The organism is Helicobacter rappini, from assembly GCF_900198625.1.
Taxonomy (GTDB): domain Bacteria; phylum Campylobacterota; class Campylobacteria; order Campylobacterales; family Helicobacteraceae; genus Helicobacter_A; species Helicobacter_A rappini.
In genome coordinates this window covers 1-24,705 of sequence record NZ_FZPK01000014.1, presented here as the reverse complement: position 1 = coordinate 24,705, position 24,705 = coordinate 1, and the positions used below count along the sequence as shown (strand labels likewise).

Below are 24,705 nucleotides of genomic sequence, written 5' to 3'. Positions count from 1 at the left end.
ATGCGAGAAGGGAGATGATATTATGAATTTTTACTCAAGACTTGGTATCGGTGCAAAAATCCTTATAAATGTAAGCACCATTCTTATAATATGTATGCTTATTATGCTTGGAGTTATTGTAAAAGAATCAACAGAGATTCAATCGCGTGAAGCAGAAAAATTGATTATTAACGCAGGGAAACGCACAAGTAATGTCATGCGTGGTTATCTCGACGAGGTTATGCTATCTCTTGCCCTATCTCAACGAAATATCGAAAAACTCTTAACGGCAAATGGTGGCAATCAAGCAATCATGGAAGATAATGTCATGAATATGATTAAGACAACTGAGTGGGGGAGCTATGGCTATGTGTATTTAAAAGATTCTAGATATAGTGGTGATAATATCATAAATCCAAAGAATAGACTAGATAATGATGAATTTTTGATCCTTATGTATGATCCAAATATAAGTGGGGATATAAAACATTTACAAGCTTCTTCAAATCTTACAAATCTACCCGGTTTCAAAGAAGTCATGCAGACAGGAAAACCCAATATCGGCACACCTAGGATATTAGAGATAGATGGCAATAGTCAATTTGGTGTAACTATAAACTTTCCTATCTTAAACAGGAAAAAAGAAATTAAAGGGATAATTGGCTTTTTTGTTGAGTTTAAAACATTTAGCAAAGAGATTCTAGCAAGCAGAAGATCTGTATTTACAAATGATTATAATATACTTATCGCACAAGATGGCACGATTGTAGCTCACCCAAATGAGTCATTTTTAGGTAAAACTTTAACTCAAGCAAATTCACATGAAAGCATGAAAGCGGTTGTAAATTTTATCAATACCCACAAAGAAGGTGTGCTTGAGTATTACAATGCTCGTGGAGAATTAAGCTATGCGGGTATTGTGCCTTTTAAAGCAGGGCGAAATATGGATACCTATTGGACATTTATGGTTGTCGCACCAGAAGATTCTATATTTAGTTCTCTTTTTAAACTTCGTCTTATTATTTTATGCTCCGTGCTTATATCGCTAGGGGTTATCATTGTTGCTACACAGCTTTATATTAGAAAGCGTATTGTTTCAAGGATTCATAATGTGCGTCATCATTTACATGCATTCTTTGCTTTTCTTAATCATGAAAGGAAAGAGTTGCCAAATGCGTTGCGACCAAAGGCATTAGATGAAATAGGCGAAATGGCACAAATCGTTAATGAAAATATTGAGAAAACAACGCAAGGATTAACATGTGATAAAGCCCTTGTAGCAGAATCTCTTCAAGTCATAGGCAGAGCAAAACAAGGACATGCCGATAGCCTTATAGAATCTAAAGGGAATAATCCGCAATTAAATGAATTAAGAGATTCTGTAAATGAACTTTTAAATCTTTTAGCTGTAGGTGTAGGTAAGAATCTCAATGAAATCAATCGCGTGTTTGAATCTTATGTAAGCCTAGATTTCACAACAGAAGTAAAAGACGCACAAGGTAGAGTAGATATTGTTACAAATACTTTGGGCAAAGAGATTAGAAGTATGCTGCATACAAGTCAAAGTTTTGCAAAAGAGTTAGAATCTAAATCAAAAGATTTAGAAGAAGCAGTAACTACTCTTACACAAAGCTCAAACACACAAGCAAGCTCACTTCAGCAAACTGCTGCTTCAGTTGAAGAGATTACTTCATCAATGCAAAATGTAAGTGGCAGAACAAGTGAAGTTATCGCACAAAGCGAAGACATTAAAAATGTAATAGGTATTATTAGAGATATAGCAGACCAGACAAACTTACTTGCACTTAATGCAGCAATAGAAGCAGCAAGAGCAGGGGAGCATGGCAGAGGCTTTGCAGTCGTTGCAGATGAAGTAAGAAAGCTAGCAGAGAGAACGCAAAAGTCTTTGGGTGAGATTGAAGCAAATACAAATATACTAGTCCAAAGCATTAACGATATGGCAGAATCTATAAAAGAACAAGCTCAAGGCATAGGACAGATTAATGAATCTATCTCACAACTAGAGCAAACCACACAACAAAATGTAGAAATCGCTAACAAATCACAAGATATAAGCACTGCAATAGATTCTGTTGCCGCTAAGATTCTAGAAGATGTAAATAGGAAGAAGTTTTAAGATGATATAAGATTCTGTATGTGCTTATCATACAAACACTTTTTACTTAAAATCTTTTGTATAGTCTATTTTTTGGAGCATATAGTAAAATCACATGCAATGCTTCTCTACTATATGCTAGAATTAATCCAAATAAACAAAAACATAATTAACTTATCCTTTTCATATCATAGATTAAAAAATAATAAAATTTTGCTATAATCACGCGATAACGAAAAAATGGAAAAACAACATAAACAAAAAACAAGATAGCAAAAGGGAGTAAAATCGTATATGGAAATCCTTGAGATTGAGAATCATGCGGAGTTAAAGAGCGCAAAGAATGGCTTAGTATATGCTGTTCTTTGCGGTATTATTATCTGCATGTTATCCCCCATACTCGTGCAATCTGACATGCTTTTTAATGTTATTTCACTTGCTTTCTTAGTATATAGTCTCTATGTGTTGTATAGATTTAGTAAGATTGTTAATGCGTTATTATTTCGCAATTATGTGTATATGATAGTTATACAGATTCTTTGTAGCTTTGCCTTAGCTTTGTTTGAATCTAGCAGTGCGTTAGTGCTTTTAGAAGCTTTAATCGCCTATTTTATTGTAGTCCTTTGCTGCAATATGTATTTTTCTTATAAAATCGCTTATGAGATGAGCTCTATTACTAATTTAGGGCATTTTATCACTGCCTTTAAACTTTATGCGTTAGCATCTTTTGTTATGCTTTTAGGAATCTTTCTAGTCGCATTAGCCTTTGATACCAGCGGGATACAAAGCGGTATGCAGGTTGATATGGCTATTGCGACTTTAGCACAGGCAAATTCTAGTTTATTGTTTGCTTTTTTAGTATTGCTTGTTGTGATATTTGCTACATTTTGCATAGCACTTGGCTTTATACTGCGTGGTCTTATAAAAATTACACATGTAAGAGTGAGAATATCAAATATACATTAAATAGAGGTTGCAATGATTATTAATATAGTTTTTACGCTAATTATGCTAGGACTAGCTGTATGGGATTTAAGAAGCTTTGGTAGTAACAATCACAAAGATTTTAAATCACTCATTATGAGTATAGGGATACTTGGGACATTTGCAGGTATCTTTGTGGGGCTTATAGGCTTTGATACGCATGATTTATTAAGCTCTGTGCCTATGCTTTTAGATGGTTTAAAGACAGCCTTTTACACTTCTATTGTAGGTATGGGATTAGCCATAGCCCTTAGCATATATCAAAAAGGAAAAAGCAAGGCAACTGAAAATAGTGAAATAGATTTTATCGCTACACAAGCACACAAACTCGATGAACTCATGCACTTAAGAGAACTCACATATATAAATACCGCATTAAGAGAGATTAAAGCAGAGTTTGTAAAAAAAGAAGATTTTGAAAAAGATTTAAAACAAATGCTAAAAGATATTGATGTCTCCTTGCATAAAGCCCTTGAGACATTGGCAAGTGGAGCAAGTAAAGAACTCATTAAAGCTTTAGAGATAGTGATTAGTGATTTTAATAATAACTTAAAAGAGCAGTTTGGTGAAAACTTTAAGCAGCTAAATGAAGCAACCTATAATATGCTAACATGGCAAGACCAATATAAACAACAGATATTAGATAATACAAACTCAATGCAAATGATGCAGCAAACCCTAAAAGATACGCAAGATTCTATGCAGCAAGCAACAGAATCTATCCTAGCAAATAAAGAAAATCTCGCACAAATACAAGAATACAATAAGCAAAATAATCAAATACAAGAAAATCTAATACAAGCATTACAAATGCTAAACGCACTAGAGCAAAGCTTTGAAGAGAAATTGCAGGCAATAGCAACGCTAAAAGATTCTAGCCTTGAAGCTTTGAAAGATTCTAAAGACTTTATAAAATCTTTGCAACAAGCAAAAGAAGACTTGCAAGAGTATTTGCGTAATTATGAAGAAAAGCTGCTTTCATTTGTTGAAACAAGCTGTGCTAGACTTGATAGCACAAATGCAACCCTGCAAACTCAAAATAGCCAGATTCTAGAATCTATTAAAATCTCTTATAATGACTTTAAAGATTCACTGCAAAATGCAAATACAGAAGTTTTAGAATCTTTTAAAGAAGCAAGTAAAACTTCAAATGATTTAGCAAAAGTGATTAATGAAGATATGGAGATGAAGTCAAACTCTATGCTATCTCTTAATGAATCCTTTAAAAACAACGCAGATTCTATGCTAGAAAAGCTTAACACAGCAAGTAATGAAAGCATACACAAAGCCACACAAATGCAAGAGAAAATGCAAACACTCTATAACGAGCAGTTTGCTACACTTCACACAAAGATGACAGATACAACAGAAGTCTTGCAAGAAACCCTTGCAAATAACGCAAATAAGCTAGAAAACTTTACAAAAGATTCTATACAAACGCTTACAAATGCCTTTGAAGAACGCGATAAAATCTTACAAAACATATTGCAAAATAATTATGAAGCAATTATGAAAAATATTGATAGTCTGCATCAAAGCTTCCAAGAAAAAGTAGCCAAAGATTATCAATATATGCAAGATAAGATTCTAGAATCTTCTCAAACAGCCTATGACTTCCTAAAAGATTGTGCGAAAGAATTGCAAGATTCTGGAAAGATAAATCTACACACAAGTATAGAAATGACAAGCAATCTTGCAAAAGAGCATATAAACACACTCCAAAATATGCAAGAAGAAAACTTTACGCAAATAAACGAACATGCCCTAAAAACAAAAGAATTTATCACACAAGCTCAAGAAGCAAGTATGCAAACTCTAACTAACCTGCATACAGCAGCACTAGAAAAGCTAGAAGAAAGCAGCAAGGAAACAACACAAAATACAATAGAAAGTCTATCTACACTCCACACTGCATACAAAGAAAATATAGAATCTAGTCTGCAAACCACACACGAACACCTAGAAAAAGAGCTAAATATGCTACATGAAGCCACAAAAGACACACTGCAAAACATGCAAGATGGACTTCAAACGCAGCATACAAAGACAACAGATTCTATCACTGCAGTGATTAAAAACTCAAGTCAGCATTTCATACAAACTTCAGATGATTTTGTAGAATTACTCAAAGGGCAATATAAGCGTATGAATACCACTTTTGACAAACAAGCCCAAGAAATGCAAGAGTTTTTACAAACACAAACAAATACCTTGAATGAAAATCTATTATCACAAAATGAGAATCTAAAAACAACCTTTAGCACACAAACAGAGCAATTACAACAAGATTTAAGCAAAAAAGGCGAGATATTGCATGAGTTTTTACAAACACAAACTACCTGCCTTGATACAAACTTACAGCAAATGCTAAATAAGTTTAATAAAATGCTAGAGCATAACTATATGAATCTAAGTGATATGCTTGAAAAAGATAATAATCTCATTGTAAAAAGTCTAGATTCTCAAGCTATAAATCTATCAAATAGCCTTATGAACTCACATCAAAAGCTAGATGACTTCCTGCATTCTACTTATGAAAAATTAAGCAATAATGCAGACTCCTTGCTTTCTAAAATCACAAATAATAGCACGACATTATCAAGGAATCTTGGGCTAACAAGTGATGCTTTAAAAGAGAATTTACAAGAGATTATTGAAAAACTACAAGAGACAAATACAGAAAGTCAAAAAAGCTATGATGAAAAGCTAAATCACACATTAAGCACACAGCAGACAATATTCACAGATATACAGACAAAATCGCAAGGATTCTATGATACCATAGGTAAAAATTTAGAGAGTTTTACGCAGAGTTTGCAGACAACAAGCAGCGATATACACTCAAACTGCCAAAATATTCTAAGTGATATGAAAACTTTGAGAGAGAATAATCAGAATCTAAGCCAAGAAGCCCTAAGTCTAGCAAAAGAGACTTATGCGAAATTCTATACAAATTTAGAAGAAAATCTAAACTCACTCACACAAGGGCTTATCACTCAATTTAGTAGTGTTATGCAGAAAAATGAGACTCTATTGCAAAGCTTTGATGATAAAATATCAAGTTTTAGCTCCACACTTGAAGGCTTTGAGGGCAGCACAAAAACAAGCTTTGAAAATCTCAATACGCATTTTAAAAATCTCTGTGTGCAATACATTAAGCTTATGCAAGCAAGCATGCAAGCAAATATTAAGAATCAAAATCAAGCCACACAAGAATTGCATAAAGCAGTCCAAGCCATAGAAATAAATGTGAAAACTATCACAGCTTCAAGCGATACATTGCTTACAAAACAGAGAGAAACACTAGAAGCAGTGGTAACGCATTTTAAAACAAACACAGATGAGATAGTAAGACAAGGGGCATTAATCCATGAAAATTTAGGCACAAATCTTGAAGCCCTAGATTCTAAAATGGAGCAAATGACACAAAGCTTTGCGAACAATTATGAATGGTTTTTAAAGAAAGTTAAAGAAATTATGGGTGTTGCATAGCTAAGGGAAGCACATGGAAGAGAAGTCAAGCCATTGGATTACCATATCAGACATGATGTCTGGCATTATGATGATTTTTATGATGATTGCCATAGCCTTTATGGTAACTTTAGAGAATGAAAAAAAGCAGCTAGAGATACAGAATGAAAAAATGCGAGATTTAGCGGAGAATTATTCAAACCTGCAACAAGAACTCTACAAGGATTTAATGCAAGAGTTTGGCAAGGATTTAAAGAAATGGGACGCTTTCATAGATGAAGATACAACGATACGATTTCAAAAGCAAGACATTTTATTTGATGTGGGACAAAAGAGGGTAAAAGAGAGATTCCAAAAGATATTAGATGATTTTTTCCCGCGTTATGTGCGTATTTTATATGGTGAAAAATACAGAGATTTTATAGAAGATATTAGAATCGAGGGGCATACCTCTAAAGACTGGGAAGGCGCACAATCACTAGAGAGAAGGTATTTGGGCAATGCTGAATTAAGTCAAGAGAGAGCCTTTCAAGTGCTAAAATATTGCTTTTCATTGCCTAGCATTAATGATAAGCAAGAATGGCTTATTAAACTTTTGCGTGCAAATGGCGTAAGCTTTGCAAAACCACTAGCAAGCGATGAATTGTCAAGAAGAGTTGAATTTCAAGCAAGCTTTAAGGCAAACGAACAGATTCAAAAGATACTTCAGGCTGGACAAAATAAGAAAAAAGATACACAGAAAAAAGATAGGGTAAAAAGCTAGTTTTTTATATTCTATGCTTCCTTGCCCTTGTATGGTTGGTTTTATTTGGATTTATAAATTGTTCAATCGTGCAACATTTATCTTAATTTTATATATCTTTTTGCTATTTGTTCGTATATTCTTTTACTGAATATTCGACACACTTAAACTAAAACGATCACACATTATTTGAAATCGTATCTTATTGATTGTCGAAATAATATATAAAACAAAAATTACACTCTTTTTATATTTTTTATCAAAGAGTGCATTTTTATTTAAGATATTTCACACAAACTCATCATAACTTATTTTTTATTTTTTTTGATATAATCTAGTTAAATAAGACTCTTTAAGTTATAGTTAGTTATATAGTATAAAAGGAGATATTATGAATAATCCGCAGATTTTAGTCCTTGATTTTGGTTCTCAATATACACAGCTTATTGCAAGAAGATTGCGTGAATATGGCATTTATACAGAGATTGTCCCCTATTTTGAAACACTAGATTCTATTAAGGCAAAAAAGCCTAAAGGTATCATTTTAAGTGGCGGTCCAGCAAGTGTGTATGAGGAAGGGGCATATAAACCAGATTCTAGAATCTTTGATTTAAATATTCCTATACTTGGCATTTGCTATGGTATGCAGTATATCGCACACTTTTTTGGTGGGAGTGTGGTAAAGGCTGAAGCTCAAGAGTTTGGTAGGGCGGTTTTAACGATTTTAAATGGAGATTCTAAAACTTATGATATGGAATCTCATAGCACACATACAAACAATATTGAAAGCAATAATATAAAGCAAATAACAAGCCATACGCTTATCTTGCGAGAGTTTGTCTCAAGTGATTTAGAGGATATAGAATCTATGCTTTTAGATTCTGAAGTGATGAGTGCATGGGGCAGGGCTTTAAGCAAACAAGAGGCAAAAGAATGGCTAGATAAGCAAATGCAGTCATATAGAAAGTATGGTTTTGGCTTATTTGCAGTCGTTGAAAAAAGCAGTAATGAGATAGTGGGGCAGTGTGGCATTACATGGCAGAGTGTGCAAGATTCTAATCTTTATGACACAATTAAGGCGAGTTTGAGTAATACAGACTATTTAAACCATGCAACACAACATGCTATGCAAACCTTGCTAGATTCTAAAGCACCATTATTACCTGAACTAGGCTATATCTTTAAAAAAAGTCATTGGCATAAAGGCTTGGCAAGTAAAGCAGCTAAAATGTGTATGGAATATGCGTTTAAAGAGCTAGGTTTGCCCCTGCTTATAAGTCTTATAAAAACGGATAATATCGCTCCACAGAATCTAGCAAAGCGACTTGAAATGCGTATCATAGGTAAAAGTAATAAAACTTTTGATAATAAAGATATAGCGCATTTTGTCTATATGCTAAAGGCAAGTGATTATATAGGGCTAGATTTAAATGCAAATGATTCTAAAAAAGTCTTGCTTGAGTTTGCAAGTTATACAAAAAATAATCCTATGAGTAGCGATACAAAAGATGAGCTTTTAAGGATATGGAGAGATTCTGTGCATGCAACCCATCATTTTTTGAAAGCAAAGGATATTGATGAGATTGCAAATGATATGGAGAATCTTTTAGATTCTATTTGTTTGGAATCTAGTTTGACACGGAATCTAGATTCTACAAAACGCACAATGAAGAGTTCTGCGGAAGTATCTTTAGGCAATTTTGCAGGTTGTGTAGATATTGCAACAAGGAGTTATCTAGACGATAATGGCGCAGTTGCAATATCAAACTCCTGCAAAAGTGGCAAAGAGACAACGCAGTCAAACAAGAATCTAGATTCCAAAATAACACACCCTAAACCCTGCACCCACCCAGATTTGGTAGAGAATCTAGATTCTATACATTTTGCACCCCAAAGCCCTGCACCCGCCCAAGTGGTTGGGAATCTAGATTCTACGCATATTATTGTAGCAAGCGATTACGACAAAAAGCTAGGCTTTATTGCGTTGCGAGGCAATAAGATTGAAGCACTCTTTATAACACCTAGTGCTTTTAAAAAAGGTGTTGGAAAAGCATTGATAGCAAAGGCTTTAGAATCTGGCTTAGGCGATTATGATTATATTCTAGTTGATTGTAATGAAGCAAATACTGATGCGATTGCATTCTATCATACACTAGGCTTTGCTATCTTTGGCAGAAGCCCTAGAGATTCACATAATAGGGATTTAGCGCTCGTGCATTTTAAGGCAAGTAGTGCGTTACTCATGCGTTCTTTTAATCTTAGCTATGATATGCCTTTATTTGAGACAGAAAGACTTATAATAAGGGCTATGCGTAAAAGTGATACAGCAGGGCTTAATGCTATGCTGCTTGATCATGAAGTAATGAGTTCATGGGAGTATAACTTTAATGATTCAAGTGTGCAAGAGTGGCTTAACACGCAGTTAGAGAGATACAAAAAGTTTGGCTTTGGGCTTTGGGCTGTGATAGAGAAAGAAAGCGGGGCAATGATAGGACAAGCAGGACTTAGTTTGCAAACATATAATGATAAAAAAGTGCTTGGCATGACCTATATCATCGCAAAAAGCCATTGGAAAAAGGGCTATGGTGCTGAAGTGGCACTTGGGTGCAAGCATTATGCTTTTAGCGTATTGAAAGCAAAAGAGCTATACTTGCTTATTAAAGAAGATAGTGAAGCGTCAAAGGCGGTAGCAAATAAACTACAAGCATATTTGCTTGGAGAGACGACTTGGACTTATCGTGGTAGAGAAATGCAGCGGCTTGTATATAGAATCAAAAACACAAATACAACGCATTTTAGCCTTGAGACAAACCGCACGATATTGCGTCCTTATAAAGATTTCGATTATCCTATGCTTAGGGCAATCTTGCAAGATAAAGAGACTATGCAATCTTTCAATGGTGCATTAAGCGAAGAAGAAGTGCAGACTTGGATAGAGAGAGAACAAAGCAGTATAGATCGATTTGGCGTTGGCTGGTGGGTTATCACTGATAAAAATAATGGCAGCGTGATTGGACTTGCAGGACTTCATTATACAAAATATCTTGAAATGCAGTATGTATTGCATAAAGACCATTTGCATAAAGGCTATGCTATTGAAGTAGCCCTTGCATGTAAGGAATATGCCTTTAAGCATTTGCGTGTAAAAGAGATGTATTCACTATGCAGGGAAGAAGATATTGCTGCACAAAATGTAGCAAAGAGAGTTGGCATGGAAAAAATGGGGATTGTAACTGATGAAAATAGCAATACAAAATGCACAGAGTTTTGTGCTACAAGCAGGATAAATCCACTCTCTTATACAAAATATAGCTACACAGATTCTATGGAATCTCTAGAATCTTTGCAAAAAAATCTTAGCAGATTAAATCTAAAAATTAATTCATTGAATACGCTAGATTCTAAAGAAGTGCTAGATTTAAGTGCGTTATGGCAAGAATACTTTGCAAAAACGCATACGCATGTATCACAAGAAGCAATCATTAGTAGTGGTAAAAATATGCAAGACATTCTCTCAAAATGTCATCAATGCTTGGTGATTGAAAGTATAGAAGAGAATGCGAAAGAAAATGAAGCATTAGGCTTTTTAGTCGTATATGATAAAGCAGATAAAAATAGCTTTGTAGAGATATTTTTATGCACGAAAAAAGCAAAGCTAGAAAAAGAGGGTATAGCATTATTACAAGCATTATTGCATACAAATGAGAGTGAGACAATTACGCTACCTTGCCTTTTAGAGCAAGATGAAGCAGGGCTATTATATGAGTATCTGGGCTTTATTAAAAGCCGTGATGACACTCACTTTAAACACCTTGAAAATGAAATATCAAATGTAGATAAAAATCTCGTGTATAACTATCATAATACAGAATTGCCCTGCTTTATTTATGGGGTTACAAAAGACAAGCTGAAACTTTCATTGCGTTCATTCTTATTGCAAGATTCTCTATATTGCGATAGAGAATCTTTGCTTATAAGCACATATTCAACGCTAAGGGGTAATACTCATAATAATATAGAAAATAAGAATAACAAGATAGCATTATTTGCTAATGTGAAGCAAGATTCTATCGTGTGGATGAGTCATGCTGATAAGGTAGAGTCTCTACCTAGTGGCTTTGTGGAGTTAGCTAAAAGTGGGAATACGCATTATTGTGCTATCGCCGATTTTAAGCGGAGAGTGTATGCTTTGCAATTTCACCCAGAAGTGGTGCATAGTGAATGCGGTGGGGAGATTTTGCGGAATTTTGCCGTGGGGATTTGTGGGGCGGATACAAGCTGGAATATGCGGAATTTTGCGGAAAGTGAGATTGTAAAACTGCGTGAAAAGGTATTAGGGGAGTCTAAAAAAGTGGATTCTAATCAAGATTGCAAGGGCATATCCTTTAATCCTATTACCGAACATAATCTCTCAAGTGTATGTGCTTTAAGTGTTTGTGAAGAGCAAAAAAGATTTATAGAATCTAATCTAGATTCTATAAATGAAGCAAAAAAGCTAGACTACTGGGAGACAAGGGCTATTTATAGTGATAGCACTCCCATTGGCTTTGTGATGTATGGCTATGTGCCATGCGAAGATAGAGTGTGGGTCGATCGATTTATGATTGATAAGGCTTTCAGCGGCAGAGGGTTTGGCAGCAAGGCATTTAGCAGACTTATAGATGAACTTTTTAGTAGGTTTAAAAAAGATGAAATCTATCTTAGTGTATATGAAGAAAATATTGGTGCATTAAGATTCTATAAAAAGCTAGGTTTTGTGGCAAATGGCGAGAGAGATATTAATAATGAATTAGTGCTAACGCTTTTAAAAGAGAAGTGGAGAAGTTTTGAAACTTTAGGCATAGCACAAGGGGGGAGTGCAGATTCTAATAATTGTCATGTTGAGCGTAGCGAAACATCTAACATAGATTCTAGAAGGGATTTTTCGCCTATGGCTCAAAATGACAAGAAGTTAGATTCTAATGCGGAAGGATTTTGTGATGATTTTAAGGGTTGTGCAGATTTTGAAGCAAGGAGTTTATTAAACATAAATGACCGCAGCGATTTTTCGCAAAACGAAGTTTCTTTAGAAAAAGCTGAATTTTCTAAGGTTTTATGTGCTGTGAGTGGTGGAGTAGATTCTAGCGTAGTAGCTACACTTCTTTATCGTGCCATAGGGGAGAATCTTATCCCTGTTTTTGTAGATACTGGACTTTTAAGAAAGGGCGAGAGAGAAGCGGTAGAAGCGATGTTTAGAGAAAACTTAAAAGTGCCTTTGATTGTAGCGGACGCTAGGGAGCTATTTTTAGGGCGATTAAAGGGCGTTACAGATCCGGAAAAGAAACGCAAAATCATCGGCGAAACCTTCATAGAAGTCTTTGAAGCTGAAGCCAAAAAGCACAACACAAAAGGCGAGATAAAATTCCTAGCACAAGGCACACTCTACCCAGATGTGATTGAATCTGTGAGCGTGAAAGGTCCTAGCAAAACGATAAAAAGCCACCATAATGTCGGCGGACTGCCTGAATGGATGAAGTTTGAGTTAATCGAGCCTTTGCGAGAGCTGTTTAAGGACGAGGTAAGGGCGTTAGGCAGAGAATTAGGAATGCCAGAATCTATGCTTATGCGACACCCATTCCCCGGACCCGGACTTGCCATACGCATTATGGGCGAGGTGAATGCGGCGGATTTAGAGCTTTTGAAAGAAGCAGATTCTATTTTCATAGAAGAGCTACATAAATGGGGCTTGTATGATTCTGTGTGGCAGGCATTTTGTGTGCTTTTAAATGTGCGAAGTGTGGGCGTAATGGGCGATAACCGCACTTATGATAATACTATTTGTGTCCGGGCAGTAGAAGCAATGGACGGAATGACAGCGAGTTTCTCACACTTACCCCACGCATTTTTAGAATCTGTCTCAAACCGCATTATTAACGAAGTAAAAGGCATTAATCGCGTAGTGTATGACATCACCTCAAAACCCCCGGGAACTATTGAGTGGGAGTAGAGATAATTCAATGACAAAACCAACGCATTTAAGCACACAAGAAAAAATCAATCTCGGCAGTTTTTATACTGCTGATTTTTTGGTCAATGCAGTCTATATAATGCTTAAAAAATATGTAGATTCTAAAGATTATGTGCTACTTGATAGCTCGTGCGGAAGTGGGAATTTCTTGCAATCACAAGCCATTATAAAAAGCGGATTTGCTAAAGATAGCTTTAGTAAAATCATAGGAACTGATATTGATAAAACGGCTTTACATATCGCAAAACGCACATTGGATTCTAAGGTGATTTTGCTTCATAAAAACGCATTGCATAATGTTACTAGGGAGCATTTTTCTATCGCACAAACCGATAGGCTCATTATCATAGGCAATCCGCCTTATAATGATAGAACTTCCATCGTGCAAAATCATCTTAAAAATAAAGAATCCATACAAATAGATTCTGCTTTGCAACATAGAGATATAGGCATAAGCTTTTTACGATCTTATGAGAGATTAAAAGCGGATTTTATCTGTGTTTTGCACCCACTTTCATATTTGATAAAAAGGGCAAATTTTACCGCATTAAAAGATTTTACAAAAGCTTATAAACTTGTAGATTCTACAATCATTAGCTCTCAATTTTTTTGCAAGGATTCTAAGGGGTATTTTCCTATTATTATCGCTCTGTATAAAAGGGATAATAAGGGAATGGATTATGAATATATTTGTAATTTTAAATTTAAGACAATAAATGAAAAAGAATTTAGCCTAAAGGGGTTTGATTATATTGGCAATTATATTGATAAATATCCTAATAAAAAGCGTGTAGTAGGCTCTAAAATCAAAGCGATGTTTTACACAATGCGTGATATAAATGCCCTGCGTCGCTCTAAGACTTTTATAAATAAAGAAAATAGCAATACGATTTTTGTAACACAAGAAAAATATAGCCTTTATTGCTATGTTGATGTGTTTAAATCATTTTTATCTCATATTCCTTATTATTTTGGAAATTGTGATGTGATGATTGATTTTCAACAATTTAAAGCCTTAGAATCTCACTTTATAATGGCAAGTGAAAGCAAGATTCTAAGCCCTGAAATTTTGCAGTATTTTAAAAATTTACTAGGAGTGCATTATGAAAATACAAAAATGTGAAAATCAACAAATTTTTGTAGAAATCCCACTTACCACGCAAAGCGGTAAAACGAGAGTAAAAACACGCAATAGCTTTTATGAATATGGACTGCCCACTGCGACAAGACAGATTCCATTTTCACAAAAGCATTACATTGAGTGGCAAATCGGCTATGATGTAGATAAAAATGATAAAGAAAAGTTGGCTTTAAGCACTTTAGGGCAAAGTGAGTTTATTGGGGCAAATGGCAAAACAAAAGCCTTATATGAACTTAGTGAATATCTTTACTATTTTACGCAATGGGGGATTATCACAGAGAGTGAAATAACAAACTTATTAGCCTTTTTGCAAAATATTAAAGATGATGAATATTTAGATTCTAGGAGCGATTTGCAGATTTTACGAAGCCACCCTGTAAGCAAAAATATTTTAGGCGTGGAATTCTATGAATCTCAAGTCAAATATCCACTTTTAGTGCATAAATTTAGTCATTTTGATGTGCTAGTGGAAATCATCATTAAAGAAAAGCAAAGGGCAGTTGGCGTACAACCTATGCTTTATGTCTGCTTCCCTATCACAGAGCTACATTGTAGCCCCGTGCTTTTAGGCAGAGTGGCAGAATCTAAAGAATGCGGTTTGCTTATTTTAGATTCTAAGGACAAATGCTTTTTGCTAGAGATTTTTAAAATCTTTGGAATGCTAAGTAAAAGTCATAACTATGATGTGTGCGAGATTGTAAAGATTATAAAAGTTAATATAAAGAGCTTGACAAGTTGCAAGAAGCAGGGCTAATTGAATGGAGTAAAAATAATAATCCACGCAAGAAAGTTTATATAGATGAATGCAAAGGCAAAAAGATACAAGATATTTGGGAGTTTAAAGACTCTCAAAATCCAGCGTATCCTACCGAGAAAAATAGAGCAATACTAAGGCGTATTATCGCTATGTCATCAAATACAGAATCTAAAGTTATGGATTGCTTTTGTGGTGGGGGAGGGTTTTTACAAGAAGCCCTAAATTTAGGGAGAAAAATTATCGGTATTGATGAAAGCATTGAGGCAATAAAACTTAATCAACAATGGATAAAGGAAAGTGAAAATCATTTATTCAGCCGTAATATTGCTTTGATTGGGAAGTGTGTCTCAAATCGCATAATTAATGAAGTGAAAGAAAATAATCATATGGAAAGGATAAGCACTTGAAAACTTCAAGAAATGATTAATTTGGAGTAAAATCCAATTGCCATTGTTACAACTCAACAAATTTAAATATATTTTTTGGATAAATATTACTCTCATGGTTACCTGTTTGTAAAATTTTTTATTATGAAATTACAAGGAGATTTAAACAACAATAATGCTGGTTCTCACCATGTTTTAATACACCTAAAGATTCACAACTATCCAAACATCAAACTTTCTCCAACCTTTAAATTTTGAGATTGCAGAAAGCTTGCCATTGCCATTTTTGATTTATTTTGTGGTGTTACAGATTCTATCCATAATGCACCATTTTCACATGCGATACATGCCATGTTTTGTTTTATTGCTAGGATTGTGCCTTTTTGCTTAGCTACTTTATTTTGCATAGAATCTTTTGGGATAGAATCTTGTAGTTTAGAATCTCTTAAAGTAGGATCTTTCAAACTAGAATCTTGTAAAACAGAATCGCTTAACACAGAGTTATCTAACACATAATCTTGTATCATATTAATCTTTAAAACGCTATCTTTATACTTCGTCCATACCCCGATATGTCCTAATGCTAAGAAATGCAAGTAGCAAGTATAAGAGTCTATAAAATCTAAATAGCAATCATTTTTTGTAAGCTTTTTGCAATAGCTTGCAATGTCGTGGTTTTGTGGTGTAGTTTGCAATGTATTGTGCTTTATATCATTAAGCACTTTTTCTAGCAAAGAGATTCCATAAGGTGCTAATATATGAAAAACTTCCACGACATTTTTCCTTGCGACTATGTCTTTTTCTATTGCTTGTATTGCGGCGATATTGCCACTATCAAGCCCCTCATTCATGTGAATCACGCTTAAGCCAAAGTGTTTATAATCATTCATAATACTTGTTTGAATAGGACTTGCACCACGATAATGGGGCAGTAAAGACCCATGCAAGTTAAGGCAAATATAACGAGATATAATCTCTTTTTTTAGAATCTTACCATAGGCTACTACAATGATGGCTTCAATCTTTTGCTTTGTGTCTATGTTATGTAAAATTTCTATAATATCTATGCTTTTTTCAGGTTGAAAGCAAGGGATATTATTTGCTAAAGCATATTCTTTTACTTCCGGTGCTTTTAGAATCTTTTTTCTACCAAAGGGCTTGTCTGGCTGTGTTATCACAGATAAAATAGTGTGATTTTTCATAAGCCCTTCTAGAATCTCTTTAGCAAATAATGGTGTGCCTAAAAAAACAATATTCATAATTCCCCCTTATGATGCGATTTGTTCGCTGACAATCTCTTGATTATAAAGCCATTCACTACACCATGAAGCAATGCCTAACGCATAAAGTGTAAGCTGTGCGTTAAAAAACTCGCCACGAAGCATACTGCTACTACATAGCACAAAATATAAAATGCTAAGAGAAAGTAAAATAATATTTGCATATTCATAGAATCCAAATAGCTTTTTATTGCGAAATAGCACATAAAGTAGTAATATATTTGCCATCACAAAACAAGTAAAATGGATATATTTACTCACTAAGGGCGAAAAATAGGGGTGATAGGCATTTGCACTCATAAATATGATGATAGTCGTTATACTTGGCTCTAAAATAAGCATGGATTTACCGATTCTATGCTCTATATTAATCTTTAGAGAGAGTGCCTTATAAGCTAAAGGCAAGATAATAAATAAAATCCAGCATGCAAATGAGATAAAAAACTCAAATGAAGTATAGTAAGACTGCCATGTCTGCATGACATTTTCTTCACTAAGTAGCAAGTCCATAGAATCTTTTTCAAAAATCTTTCCACTTAGCCAATACAATAATACACATACAATACATAACAAAATAAAAGCGGTAATACTGACTATAAAAGGTGCTGTTTTGCCTAAAGTTTGCCTTTGTTTATACATGCGGATAGGCATACTAAGAAGTGTTAAAAGCACGACAAAAAGCAGAATACAAGAGAATATATCATATATGCGACCATCTTCTGCTAATAGAGTAAAAAGCTGTGAGAAAATAGGCATAAATTCTGCACTTAAAAGAGCTAACGCATTAAAAACAAAAAGGGCAAAAAATAGATAAGAATACACAATAGTATTAAATCGCAACAATATCTCCAAATAAATATTTTCATTATTGTAATAAGAAAAAGCTAACCCAAAAGCATAGAATCTAGTCTAGCCCAGAGTGATTTTCACCCTTTTTATACGAGTTTCTTCAATCTCTAAGACTTCATATTGACATTTTTCATCACTAATTATATCGCCAATATTTGGCATATCGCCAAAGAGTGTTAGCACATAGCCACCAATGGTAACTTGCATAAACTCTTCATCATACTCAAAGCCAAAGATACTCTCAACCTTTTCTAAATCCACCTTGCCATCAAACTCATAGGTTTTATCATCAAGCTTTTTATAATCAGCATTCTCTTTAGTATCCATTACAATGCTACCCATAATTTCATGCATAATATCTTGTGAGGTAATCATACCTGCTGTGCCACCGTATTCATCAATGACAAGGGCAGTATCTACTTTCTTTTTATTCATCTTTAATAGAATCTGCGAGATTGAGGCACTCTCTGGGACGATAAGCATTTTTTTTGCAAAGGAATCAAAGCTAATAGGCTGATAATTATTCTTAATATTTGCCGCAAGCACATCGCGTATATGAATAACGCCTATCACATTATCTTTACTGCCATTACAATAAGGATAACGCGTATGATTAGGACCTGATATAATAGTCTCAATATTTTTTTCATAACTCAAAGTCTTATCAAGGCATATCATATCTTTTCTAGGTGTCATAATCTCTCTTGCAAGAGTATCGGAGAAATCAACTGCATTTTTGATAATCTCCCCTTCAATAGAATCTAAAAAGCCCCCCTTTAAACTCTCACCCACAATGATTTTTAGCTCTTCATCACTATGGGCTTCACTATGGGCTTGAACTTTTAATAGCTTTAAAAACATAGATGAAGCAAAGTCAAAGAATTTAATCACTGGGAAAAAGATAAGCCAAAACAGATAAAGCGGACGAGCAATCGCTAAAAAGGCTGTCTCACTTTTAGCAATAGCAATAGATTTTGGGACAATCTCACCTAAAATCACATGAAGAAGCGTTACTAAACTAAATGATATAAGCAAACTAATGGTATCTAAAAGCTGCGTATGGACTTGAAAAATCGCATTCATACTATAGAGAATCAAAGCGGTGATATGATTCCCCACCCAACCTAGTGCAAGTGAGCTTAGCGTAATGCCAAGTTGAGTGGCTGATAGATAGCTATCAAGGGAATTAGACATTTTAAGGGCTAGTCTTGCGACTTGATTATTTTGCTTTACAAGCTCTTCTAAGCGAGACTTTCTAACTTTTACCATAGCGAATTCGGATAACACAAAAAAAGCATTCAAAAGAATAAGAATAAATGCCAATAAAACCATACCAATCGAGTGATAACTATCCGTATCCAAAATAACTCCTTGTTACATACAGAATCTTTATGCTAAAACACAAAGTGCAAAAAGGATTCCATAAACATAAAGCAATATTCTAGCATGTTAATCTTAAAATGTGCTAAAACACACTTTGATATACATTGAAGCATTCATATTGTAGAAATCTACAAACGCATTGCTAAAACACTTTAAAGCGTAACCCACATTCTGCAAATATCGTAAAATCATGCTGAAAATATCTATCACTAAGCCATGTCCCAACCTTTAAGGCGGCAAATGGCGTGAGTTTTTTATACTGCTTTAGTGGATTATGATAGATTCCTATCGCAAAGATTCCATGTCGCCATATACCTTTATATGAGCCTATCTGCTCTATCACGCCATCAACGCCAAAGCGTATGCCAAGACTTGTGATACTATAAAGCAACATAATATCATGGGCTACATGCACATCGCTTGGTCTTACTACAACATTATCTGTGGAATAGTATAAAAATGTATTAGGACTTACATCAAGGGCTTTATATATAGTAATAAAGGGGCGATACACAAACACTAAAAAGTCATCTTTTATAGGCAGACCGAGTGTAAGATAGGGGACGATTTGAAAAAGCAGGGTATTGCCACCTGTGCGTATGACTTCTTTTGTGCTTTTTGGTCCGCCTGTAACCGCATGTGCGTAATCTCTTTGAGATTCTATAAGCACGGGTTTGCCAAGCTCACTCCATGCCCCTTCATAAGTTACATTAAACACAATCCCAAAAAAGCTAAATGGCTGAAAATCTACAAAAGCCCCAAGTCTTCCATAACTTGTAAAAGTCGCCTCAATCCCGCTATTTATCTCAGCACTCCCAAAAAATAGCGGGTGTTTATCCCTAAATAATGCTCGTTTATAGTAGAATTGACTTGTGTAACTTGCACCTAAATAGTTGTATTTAAATCCGCCTTTATTTGTGAAATACCAGCCTGTCTCATCGCTTAAATCTGTGATTCTAGATTCTAATTTTTGTGCTACATTATCTCGCAAATGTTTTTCTAAATTCTCACTCTCTTTTGTAGTATCTGCAAAGCCCATAACAAAGCAAAGCATAAAGCATATAATACTTTTTTGAAATCTTTTCATAGCATATTCCTATATGTTAAAACATAATTATTTAAATTCCAAAACAATATTATTATCTTGCGGTTTTAAGTCATGCCAAATATTTATAATCAAATCTCTCTTTTTATGTAGCACAAGCTTGCCAAACATACCTAACTCTTTAGAATCTGGGATAAGCTTTTGATTTTTTTCTGGCATCTCATCACCCTTATAGTGAGCTATAAAAGCACTGCTGATATAAGGTGCTAATATATTTTGATCTTTTTTGCTTACAAAGAATTTATTCATAACCGCTTTGCCAAGCACTTCAAAGCCATTTTTTGTATATTCTGTGGCAAAAGTTTGAAAGTCTTGCACACTTGGAATCTCTTTTACAATAGAAGTTGCGATAAAAGCCTTATTATCCTTTAGTGTTACAAAGCGATAAGGCGAGGGTGCGGATACAAGTGAGCCTGTCTCAATATCATATAGCACCTTGCCATTAAACTCTTGCATACTTATATCATTCGCATGAAAATGTCCTGTGAAAACCATGCGGACATTATAGAAAGCAAACATTTTTGCTATCGCTTGAAAATTTTCTATCAAATATTCGGGGTAAAAGGTCGCATTACCTGTATAATGCTCTAATATTCCGTGATGAAAAAAGGCAATGACTGCTTTTCCTTGTCTGTTTGCCTCAATTAAGTTTGCTTCAATCCATTGTAGCGTTTGCGGATAGAATTTCCCATCTACAATAGGATCTTTTTTCATGTTATTTTCACGGAATCTCGTGCTATCAAGCCCAAAAATCCATAAACCCTCCACTGGCTCTATAATATAGCTTAGAGAATCTGGATCTTTTTTTATCGCTTGATTGTAGCCAAAATCCGCATAGATTCTAGCAAAGTCTTCTTTTTGAGCGGACTTTACTTGCTTTGTTGTAGCACCATGAAAGCTTCTTGCATGTGAGTTATTTATATCATGATTGCCCGGGACTACATAGGTTTGAATGCCTTGTGCTTTTAATGCGTATAAACGCTTTTGTAATAATTCATGTGAGCTTATCTCGCCATCTTTTGTTAAATCCCCTGAAATTAGCACAAATTGTGGCTTTTTTGAGGCAATATCACTCAATGCAGATTCTAGAATCTCTACACTTTGGACTAGCATTTTTCTATCATTATTGAGATATTCTTTGAAAGCCTCGCCATCTACTCCAAGATTTGTATCATAGATATGCGTGTCGCTTAATACCGCAAAATAGGCTTGTGGATATGTGGGGGCTGCCTTTTCTTCTATGCTGCTTTTAAGTGCAGAATCATTCTCATAAGAAAAAGTTGGCAAGGTAGAAGAACACGCACAAAATATAATATTTACACATAGGATTAAAAGAAATTTTTGCATAATACACCTTTCATATAAATTGATGTAGTGTATTCTATCGCTGTAAAATTATTATAAAATGGCTGTAAAAATCATCTCTTAAAGATTTAAAAAGCTAAAAAGGTATTATTTTGTGTGATTGTAATATTGATGTTGCGTTTAGATTCTATAAGTTGATATTAGACTAGATTCTATGGGTGAAATATCTCTATGATTATGCTAGATTCTATAGATACAAAGCTATCTCTCTATAACAATGCCATTTGCTAAAAAACTCTCATTAGATTCTATACAAGTAGGACATGTATTACAATGCTTCTCACCACCCCTGTAACAACTATATGTCTTTGTATAATCAACACCCAAACTTAAACCAAGCTTTACTATCTCTTTTTTATCCCAATTACAAAATGGACTACAAAGCTTAACTGCACCACCACTTCCTTGCATAATACTCTCATTCATAGAATCTATAAAAGATTGTGTGCAGTCTGGATAGAGTGGATGATCTCCTGCATGATTTGCTAATACAATCTCTTTATAGCCAAGAGATTCTGCAAGTCCAGCCGCAACACTAAGAAAGATCCCATTTCTAAAAGGCACAACAAGTTTTGCCATAGATTCTAGATTATAAGAATCTTGTGGAATGCTTTCACTGCTATTTTGCAGCAAGGCACTCCTAAAGCCCACAAATACGCTACTCATATCTAAAAGTGTGTAAGAGACATTTTCATCTTTACATATCTGCACAGCAGCATCTATCTCTCTTTTATTATGCAAACTTGGATATTTAAAGATTAAAGCATGTGTAGCACACTCTTTTTTACTCCAAAATAATGCTGTGGTGCTATCTACTCCACCGCTAAATAATACTAATCGCATGTTTTTACCCTGTAATATTCTGTATTTTTAGATTCTATCTAGATTCTATAAAAATTCGCCCTTGTCTATACAATTTGGGCGATTGAGCGAATTAGAGAGCGGTCATTATCGCTTAGAAACTCATACCATCACAATTCAGCCAAAGCCACAGAACAACTGCTAGAATTTGTAGTTTTGTTTGTGTGCTCTGTTGGTGTAGACTCTAGAACCTACACACCTGTGCTACCAAAGCCATTTGTATTTCTCTCTGTTTCATTCACTTCTGCTACTTCGATGATATTTACTTGTGGCAAGGCACCTACTACACCTTGTGCGATTCTATCCCCAGCATTTATAACAAAATCTTGTGTGCTAAAGTTTGCTAAAATGATTTGCAACTCCCCCCTATAATCGCTATCAATAGTCCCGGGGGAATTTAGCACCATAATCTTATGCTTTAAGGCTAAACCGCTTCTACTTCTCACCTGTATCTCATAGCCTTTATCTATTTGCATACAAAGCCCTGTGCGAATTAAAGCATGGCTACTAGCCTTTAATACACAAGATTCTAAAGCATGAAAGTCAAATCCAGCAGACTCAGCCGTTGCAAACTGCGGTATTATCGCATTTTCATGTAGCTTTTTAAATTGCAGGGTAATGGCATGTTTTGTTTGCATTCTTAATCCTAGTATAAATTTTATTTGCTTTTTACAGATTCTATGCGGTTTAGTCGCTCTTCTTCTTGCTCTTTATACAGCGTAGCACAGCCTTTTGCAAGCTCTCTTATCTTTAGAATGTATTCTTGTCTTTGTGCGACAGAGATAGCCTTTCTTGCATCAAGCACATTGAAAAAATGGCTTGATAGCATTGTGTAGTCATAGGCTGGTAATGGCAGCTTTGCAAGCAGACAATTCCTTGCTTCATTCTGTGCGTTTTCAAAGCTTGTAAATAAAAATGCAGTGTCTGCCACTTCAAAATTATATTTTGAAAACTCATATTCACCTTGCAAATGCACATCAGCATACTTCATACTCTCATTCCATGCAATATCAAATACAGATTCTACCCCCTGTATATACATAGCAAGTCGTTCAACCCCATAGGTAATCTCCACACTCACACTCTCACAAGGGATACCGCCTACTTGCTGAAAATAGGTAAATTGCGTTACCTCCATACCATCAAGCCACACTTCCCAGCCAAGCCCCCATGCCCCGAGTGTTGGCGACTCCCAATTATCCTCTACAAAACGAATGTCATGTGCGTTTGTATCTAGCCCTAAAGCTTCTAAACTCTGTAAATATAGCTCCTGTATATTATCTGGTGAGGGTTTAATTAAAACTTGAAATTGATAGTAGCTACCAAGTCGATTTGGATTCTCCCCATAGCGTCCATCAGTTGGTCTGCGAGATGGTGCGACATAGGCGGTAGCCCATGGCGTTTTATCAAGACTTCTTAGTAATGTGGCAGGGTGAAAAGTCCCAGCCCCAGCAGGTATATCATAGGGTTGTAAAATCGCACAGCCCTTTGTGTTATTAAAAGTAGCATTCGCCCAAAATGTTTGTAGCTTTAATAGAATCTCTGAAAATGTCAGCATAAAAGCCCCTGTTAAAAAATATCGCTAAAAAAAGTGTAGCATAGCAAAAGATTATGAAGTTTTAATGCTTTGTGTATTGAAACTACCCTGTGAAATTATAGAGTGTGTTATAATTCTAAACGCAGGGGAATAAAGGAAAACTATGCGATTATACATTCTATTTTTTATGCTTTTTTATCTATGCTATGCAAAAGATTCTAAAAATGAGTTAAGTGAGAGTGAGAGAAAAAATGCCATTGTAGCTTGTGCGAACTCGCATTTAGAATCTTGTGAAAAGCTTTTAAATGATAATCTACCAGACATACGCACCTGCAATGTCCGCACAGAATGTGAATTTAGCGGGTGGCTCTACATTCAAGTGCAAGAATACACACAATCACTCCCCTATCTCAAAAAAGCATGTGATAATAATCATAAAGAAGGTTGCGATAAACTAGGCTTTAGCTATCAGCGACTAAATAATTATAGAAAAGCAAAAAAATACTATAAAATCGCTTGTAATAAAGGCAGCATGAGTGGCTGCTATAATCTTGCTATGCTTTATTATGATGGCTTAGGTGTGAGACATAGCTATGAAATGGCAAATACACTTTTTGAAAAAATCTGTGATAACAGAGAAGGGCTTGGCTGTCTGCAACTTGGCATAGCCTATAAAGAGGGCTTAGGCGTGATACAAAATCAAGATAAGGCAAAAATGTATTTTGAAAAAGGGTGTTCTTTG

At 35.0% G+C, this 24,705-nt stretch carries 16 protein-coding genes and 3 pseudogenes; 11 read left to right on the top strand and 8 right to left on the bottom strand.

Going from position 1 to position 24,705, the window contains the following annotated elements:
- Window positions 1–22: 22 nt before the first annotated feature.
- From C6H17_RS13400 to C6H17_RS03485, 10 genes and pseudogenes are all read left to right on the top strand, one after another.
- Window positions 23–2,116 carry a methyl-accepting chemotaxis protein gene (locus C6H17_RS13400; RefSeq protein WP_104731340.1) on the top strand — a complete coding sequence of 698 codons (2,094 nt, stop codon included), beginning with the start codon at window positions 23–25 and terminating at the stop codon, window positions 2,114–2,116.
- Between the two features lie 273 nt (window positions 2,117–2,389).
- On the top strand, window positions 2,390–3,061 hold the full coding sequence (locus C6H17_RS03515) for a hypothetical protein (RefSeq protein ID WP_005218108.1): 672 nt from the start codon (window positions 2,390–2,392) through the stop codon (window positions 3,059–3,061).
- A 12-nt stretch (window positions 3,062–3,073) separates the two neighbouring features.
- Window positions 3,074–6,571, top strand: coding sequence for a hypothetical protein (locus C6H17_RS03510; RefSeq protein WP_005218107.1), 3,498 nt, complete (start codon window positions 3,074–3,076; stop codon window positions 6,569–6,571).
- 13 nt (window positions 6,572–6,584) lie between these two features.
- A complete protein-coding gene (locus C6H17_RS03505) occupies window positions 6,585–7,313 on the top strand; it encodes an OmpA family protein (protein ID WP_077387925.1) in 729 nt (242 codons plus the stop codon).
- 370 nt (window positions 7,314–7,683) lie between these two features.
- A pseudogene (locus C6H17_RS12815) lies at window positions 7,684–8,016 on the top strand (glutamine amidotransferase-related protein); the annotation flags it as partial.
- 27 nt (window positions 8,017–8,043) lie between these two features.
- Window positions 8,044–12,039 (top strand): annotated as a pseudogene (locus C6H17_RS03500) (GNAT family N-acetyltransferase); the annotation flags it as partial.
- Window positions 12,040–12,336: 297 nt separating this feature from the next.
- A pseudogene (gene guaA / locus C6H17_RS12810) lies at window positions 12,337–13,278 on the top strand (glutamine-hydrolyzing GMP synthase); the annotation flags it as partial.
- Window positions 13,279–13,288: 10 nt separating this feature from the next.
- Window positions 13,289–14,422, top strand: coding sequence for an Eco57I restriction-modification methylase domain-containing protein (locus tag C6H17_RS03495; RefSeq protein ID WP_005218102.1), 1,134 nt, complete (start codon window positions 13,289–13,291; stop codon window positions 14,420–14,422).
- Window positions 14,403–15,194: a R.Pab1 family restriction endonuclease gene (locus tag C6H17_RS03490; protein WP_005218101.1), complete on the top strand. Its 792-nt coding sequence runs from the start codon at window positions 14,403–14,405 to the stop codon at window positions 15,192–15,194. The genes C6H17_RS03495 and C6H17_RS03490 overlap by 20 nt, the downstream gene beginning before the upstream one ends.
- Window positions 15,176–15,604 carry a DNA methyltransferase gene (locus C6H17_RS03485; RefSeq protein WP_005218099.1) on the top strand — a complete coding sequence of 143 codons (429 nt, stop codon included), beginning with the start codon at window positions 15,176–15,178 and terminating at the stop codon, window positions 15,602–15,604. The genes C6H17_RS03490 and C6H17_RS03485 overlap by 19 nt, the downstream gene beginning before the upstream one ends.
- A gap of 197 nt (window positions 15,605–15,801) precedes the next feature.
- On the opposite strand, the gene C6H17_RS03480 is transcribed toward C6H17_RS03485, so the two are convergent.
- The 8 genes from C6H17_RS03480 to glyQ all read right to left on the bottom strand — a co-directional run bounded on the left by C6H17_RS03480 (window position 15,802) and on the right by glyQ (window position 23,984).
- Window positions 15,802–16,842 carry a methionyl-tRNA formyltransferase gene (locus C6H17_RS03480; protein WP_005218097.1) on the bottom strand — a complete coding sequence of 347 codons (1,041 nt, stop codon included), beginning with the start codon at window positions 16,840–16,842 and terminating at the stop codon, window positions 15,802–15,804.
- Between the two features lie 9 nt (window positions 16,843–16,851).
- Window positions 16,852–17,703 carry a hypothetical protein gene (locus tag C6H17_RS03475; RefSeq protein ID WP_020995915.1) on the bottom strand — a complete coding sequence of 284 codons (852 nt, stop codon included), beginning with the start codon at window positions 17,701–17,703 and terminating at the stop codon, window positions 16,852–16,854.
- 69 nt (window positions 17,704–17,772) lie between these two features.
- The gene (locus C6H17_RS03470; protein ID WP_005218093.1) at window positions 17,773–19,074 is read right to left on the bottom strand and encodes a hemolysin family protein; all 1,302 of its coding nucleotides are present in this window, start codon (window positions 19,072–19,074) and stop codon (window positions 17,773–17,775) included.
- A gap of 163 nt (window positions 19,075–19,237) precedes the next feature.
- Complete coding sequence (locus C6H17_RS03465; protein ID WP_005218091.1) at window positions 19,238–20,182, bottom strand: hypothetical protein; 945 nt, start codon at window positions 20,180–20,182, stop codon at window positions 19,238–19,240.
- 27 nt (window positions 20,183–20,209) lie between these two features.
- A complete protein-coding gene (locus C6H17_RS03460) occupies window positions 20,210–21,547 on the bottom strand; it encodes a metallophosphoesterase family protein (protein ID WP_005218089.1) in 1,338 nt (445 codons plus the stop codon).
- 219 nt (window positions 21,548–21,766) lie between these two features.
- Complete coding sequence (gene queC, locus C6H17_RS03455; protein WP_005218087.1) at window positions 21,767–22,408, bottom strand: 7-cyano-7-deazaguanine synthase QueC; 642 nt, start codon at window positions 22,406–22,408, stop codon at window positions 21,767–21,769.
- 209 nt (window positions 22,409–22,617) lie between these two features.
- Complete coding sequence (gene dut / locus C6H17_RS03445) at window positions 22,618–23,046, bottom strand: dUTP diphosphatase (RefSeq protein ID WP_190318789.1); 429 nt, start codon at window positions 23,044–23,046, stop codon at window positions 22,618–22,620.
- A 38-nt stretch (window positions 23,047–23,084) separates the two neighbouring features.
- Complete coding sequence (gene glyQ / locus C6H17_RS03440) at window positions 23,085–23,984, bottom strand: glycine--tRNA ligase subunit alpha (RefSeq protein ID WP_005218082.1); 900 nt, start codon at window positions 23,982–23,984, stop codon at window positions 23,085–23,087.
- A 142-nt stretch (window positions 23,985–24,126) separates the two neighbouring features.
- On the opposite strand from glyQ, the gene C6H17_RS03435 reads away from it, so the two are divergent.
- Window positions 24,127–24,705 (top strand): tetratricopeptide repeat protein (locus C6H17_RS03435; RefSeq protein WP_104731339.1); only part of this gene is annotated, 579 nt, incomplete at its 3' end.

Coding starts and splice junctions, on each gene's coding strand:
- C6H17_RS13400 (WP_104731340.1), top strand. CDS start 23: ATGAATTTTTACTCAAGACTTGGTATCGGTGCAAAAATCCTTATAAAT.
- C6H17_RS03515 (WP_005218108.1), top strand. CDS start 2,390: ATGGAAATCCTTGAGATTGAGAATCATGCGGAGTTAAAGAGCGCAAAG.
- C6H17_RS03510 (WP_005218107.1), top strand. CDS start 3,074: ATGATTATTAATATAGTTTTTACGCTAATTATGCTAGGACTAGCTGTA.
- C6H17_RS03505 (WP_077387925.1), top strand. CDS start 6,585: ATGGAAGAGAAGTCAAGCCATTGGATTACCATATCAGACATGATGTCT.
- C6H17_RS03495 (WP_005218102.1), top strand. CDS start 13,289: ATGACAAAACCAACGCATTTAAGCACACAAGAAAAAATCAATCTCGGC.
- C6H17_RS03490 (WP_005218101.1), top strand. CDS start 14,403: ATGAAAATACAAAAATGTGAAAATCAACAAATTTTTGTAGAAATCCCA.
- C6H17_RS03480 (WP_005218097.1), bottom strand. CDS start 16,842: ATGAATATTGTTTTTTTAGGCACACCATTATTTGCTAAAGAGATTCTA.
- C6H17_RS03465 (WP_005218091.1), bottom strand. CDS start 20,182: ATGAAAAGATTTCAAAAAAGTATTATATGCTTTATGCTTTGCTTTGTT.
- C6H17_RS03460 (WP_005218089.1), bottom strand. CDS start 21,547: ATGCAAAAATTTCTTTTAATCCTATGTGTAAATATTATATTTTGTGCG.
- queC (WP_005218087.1), bottom strand. CDS start 22,408: ATGCGATTAGTATTATTTAGCGGTGGAGTAGATAGCACCACAGCATTA.
- glyQ (WP_005218082.1), bottom strand. CDS start 23,984: ATGCTGACATTTTCAGAGATTCTATTAAAGCTACAAACATTTTGGGCG.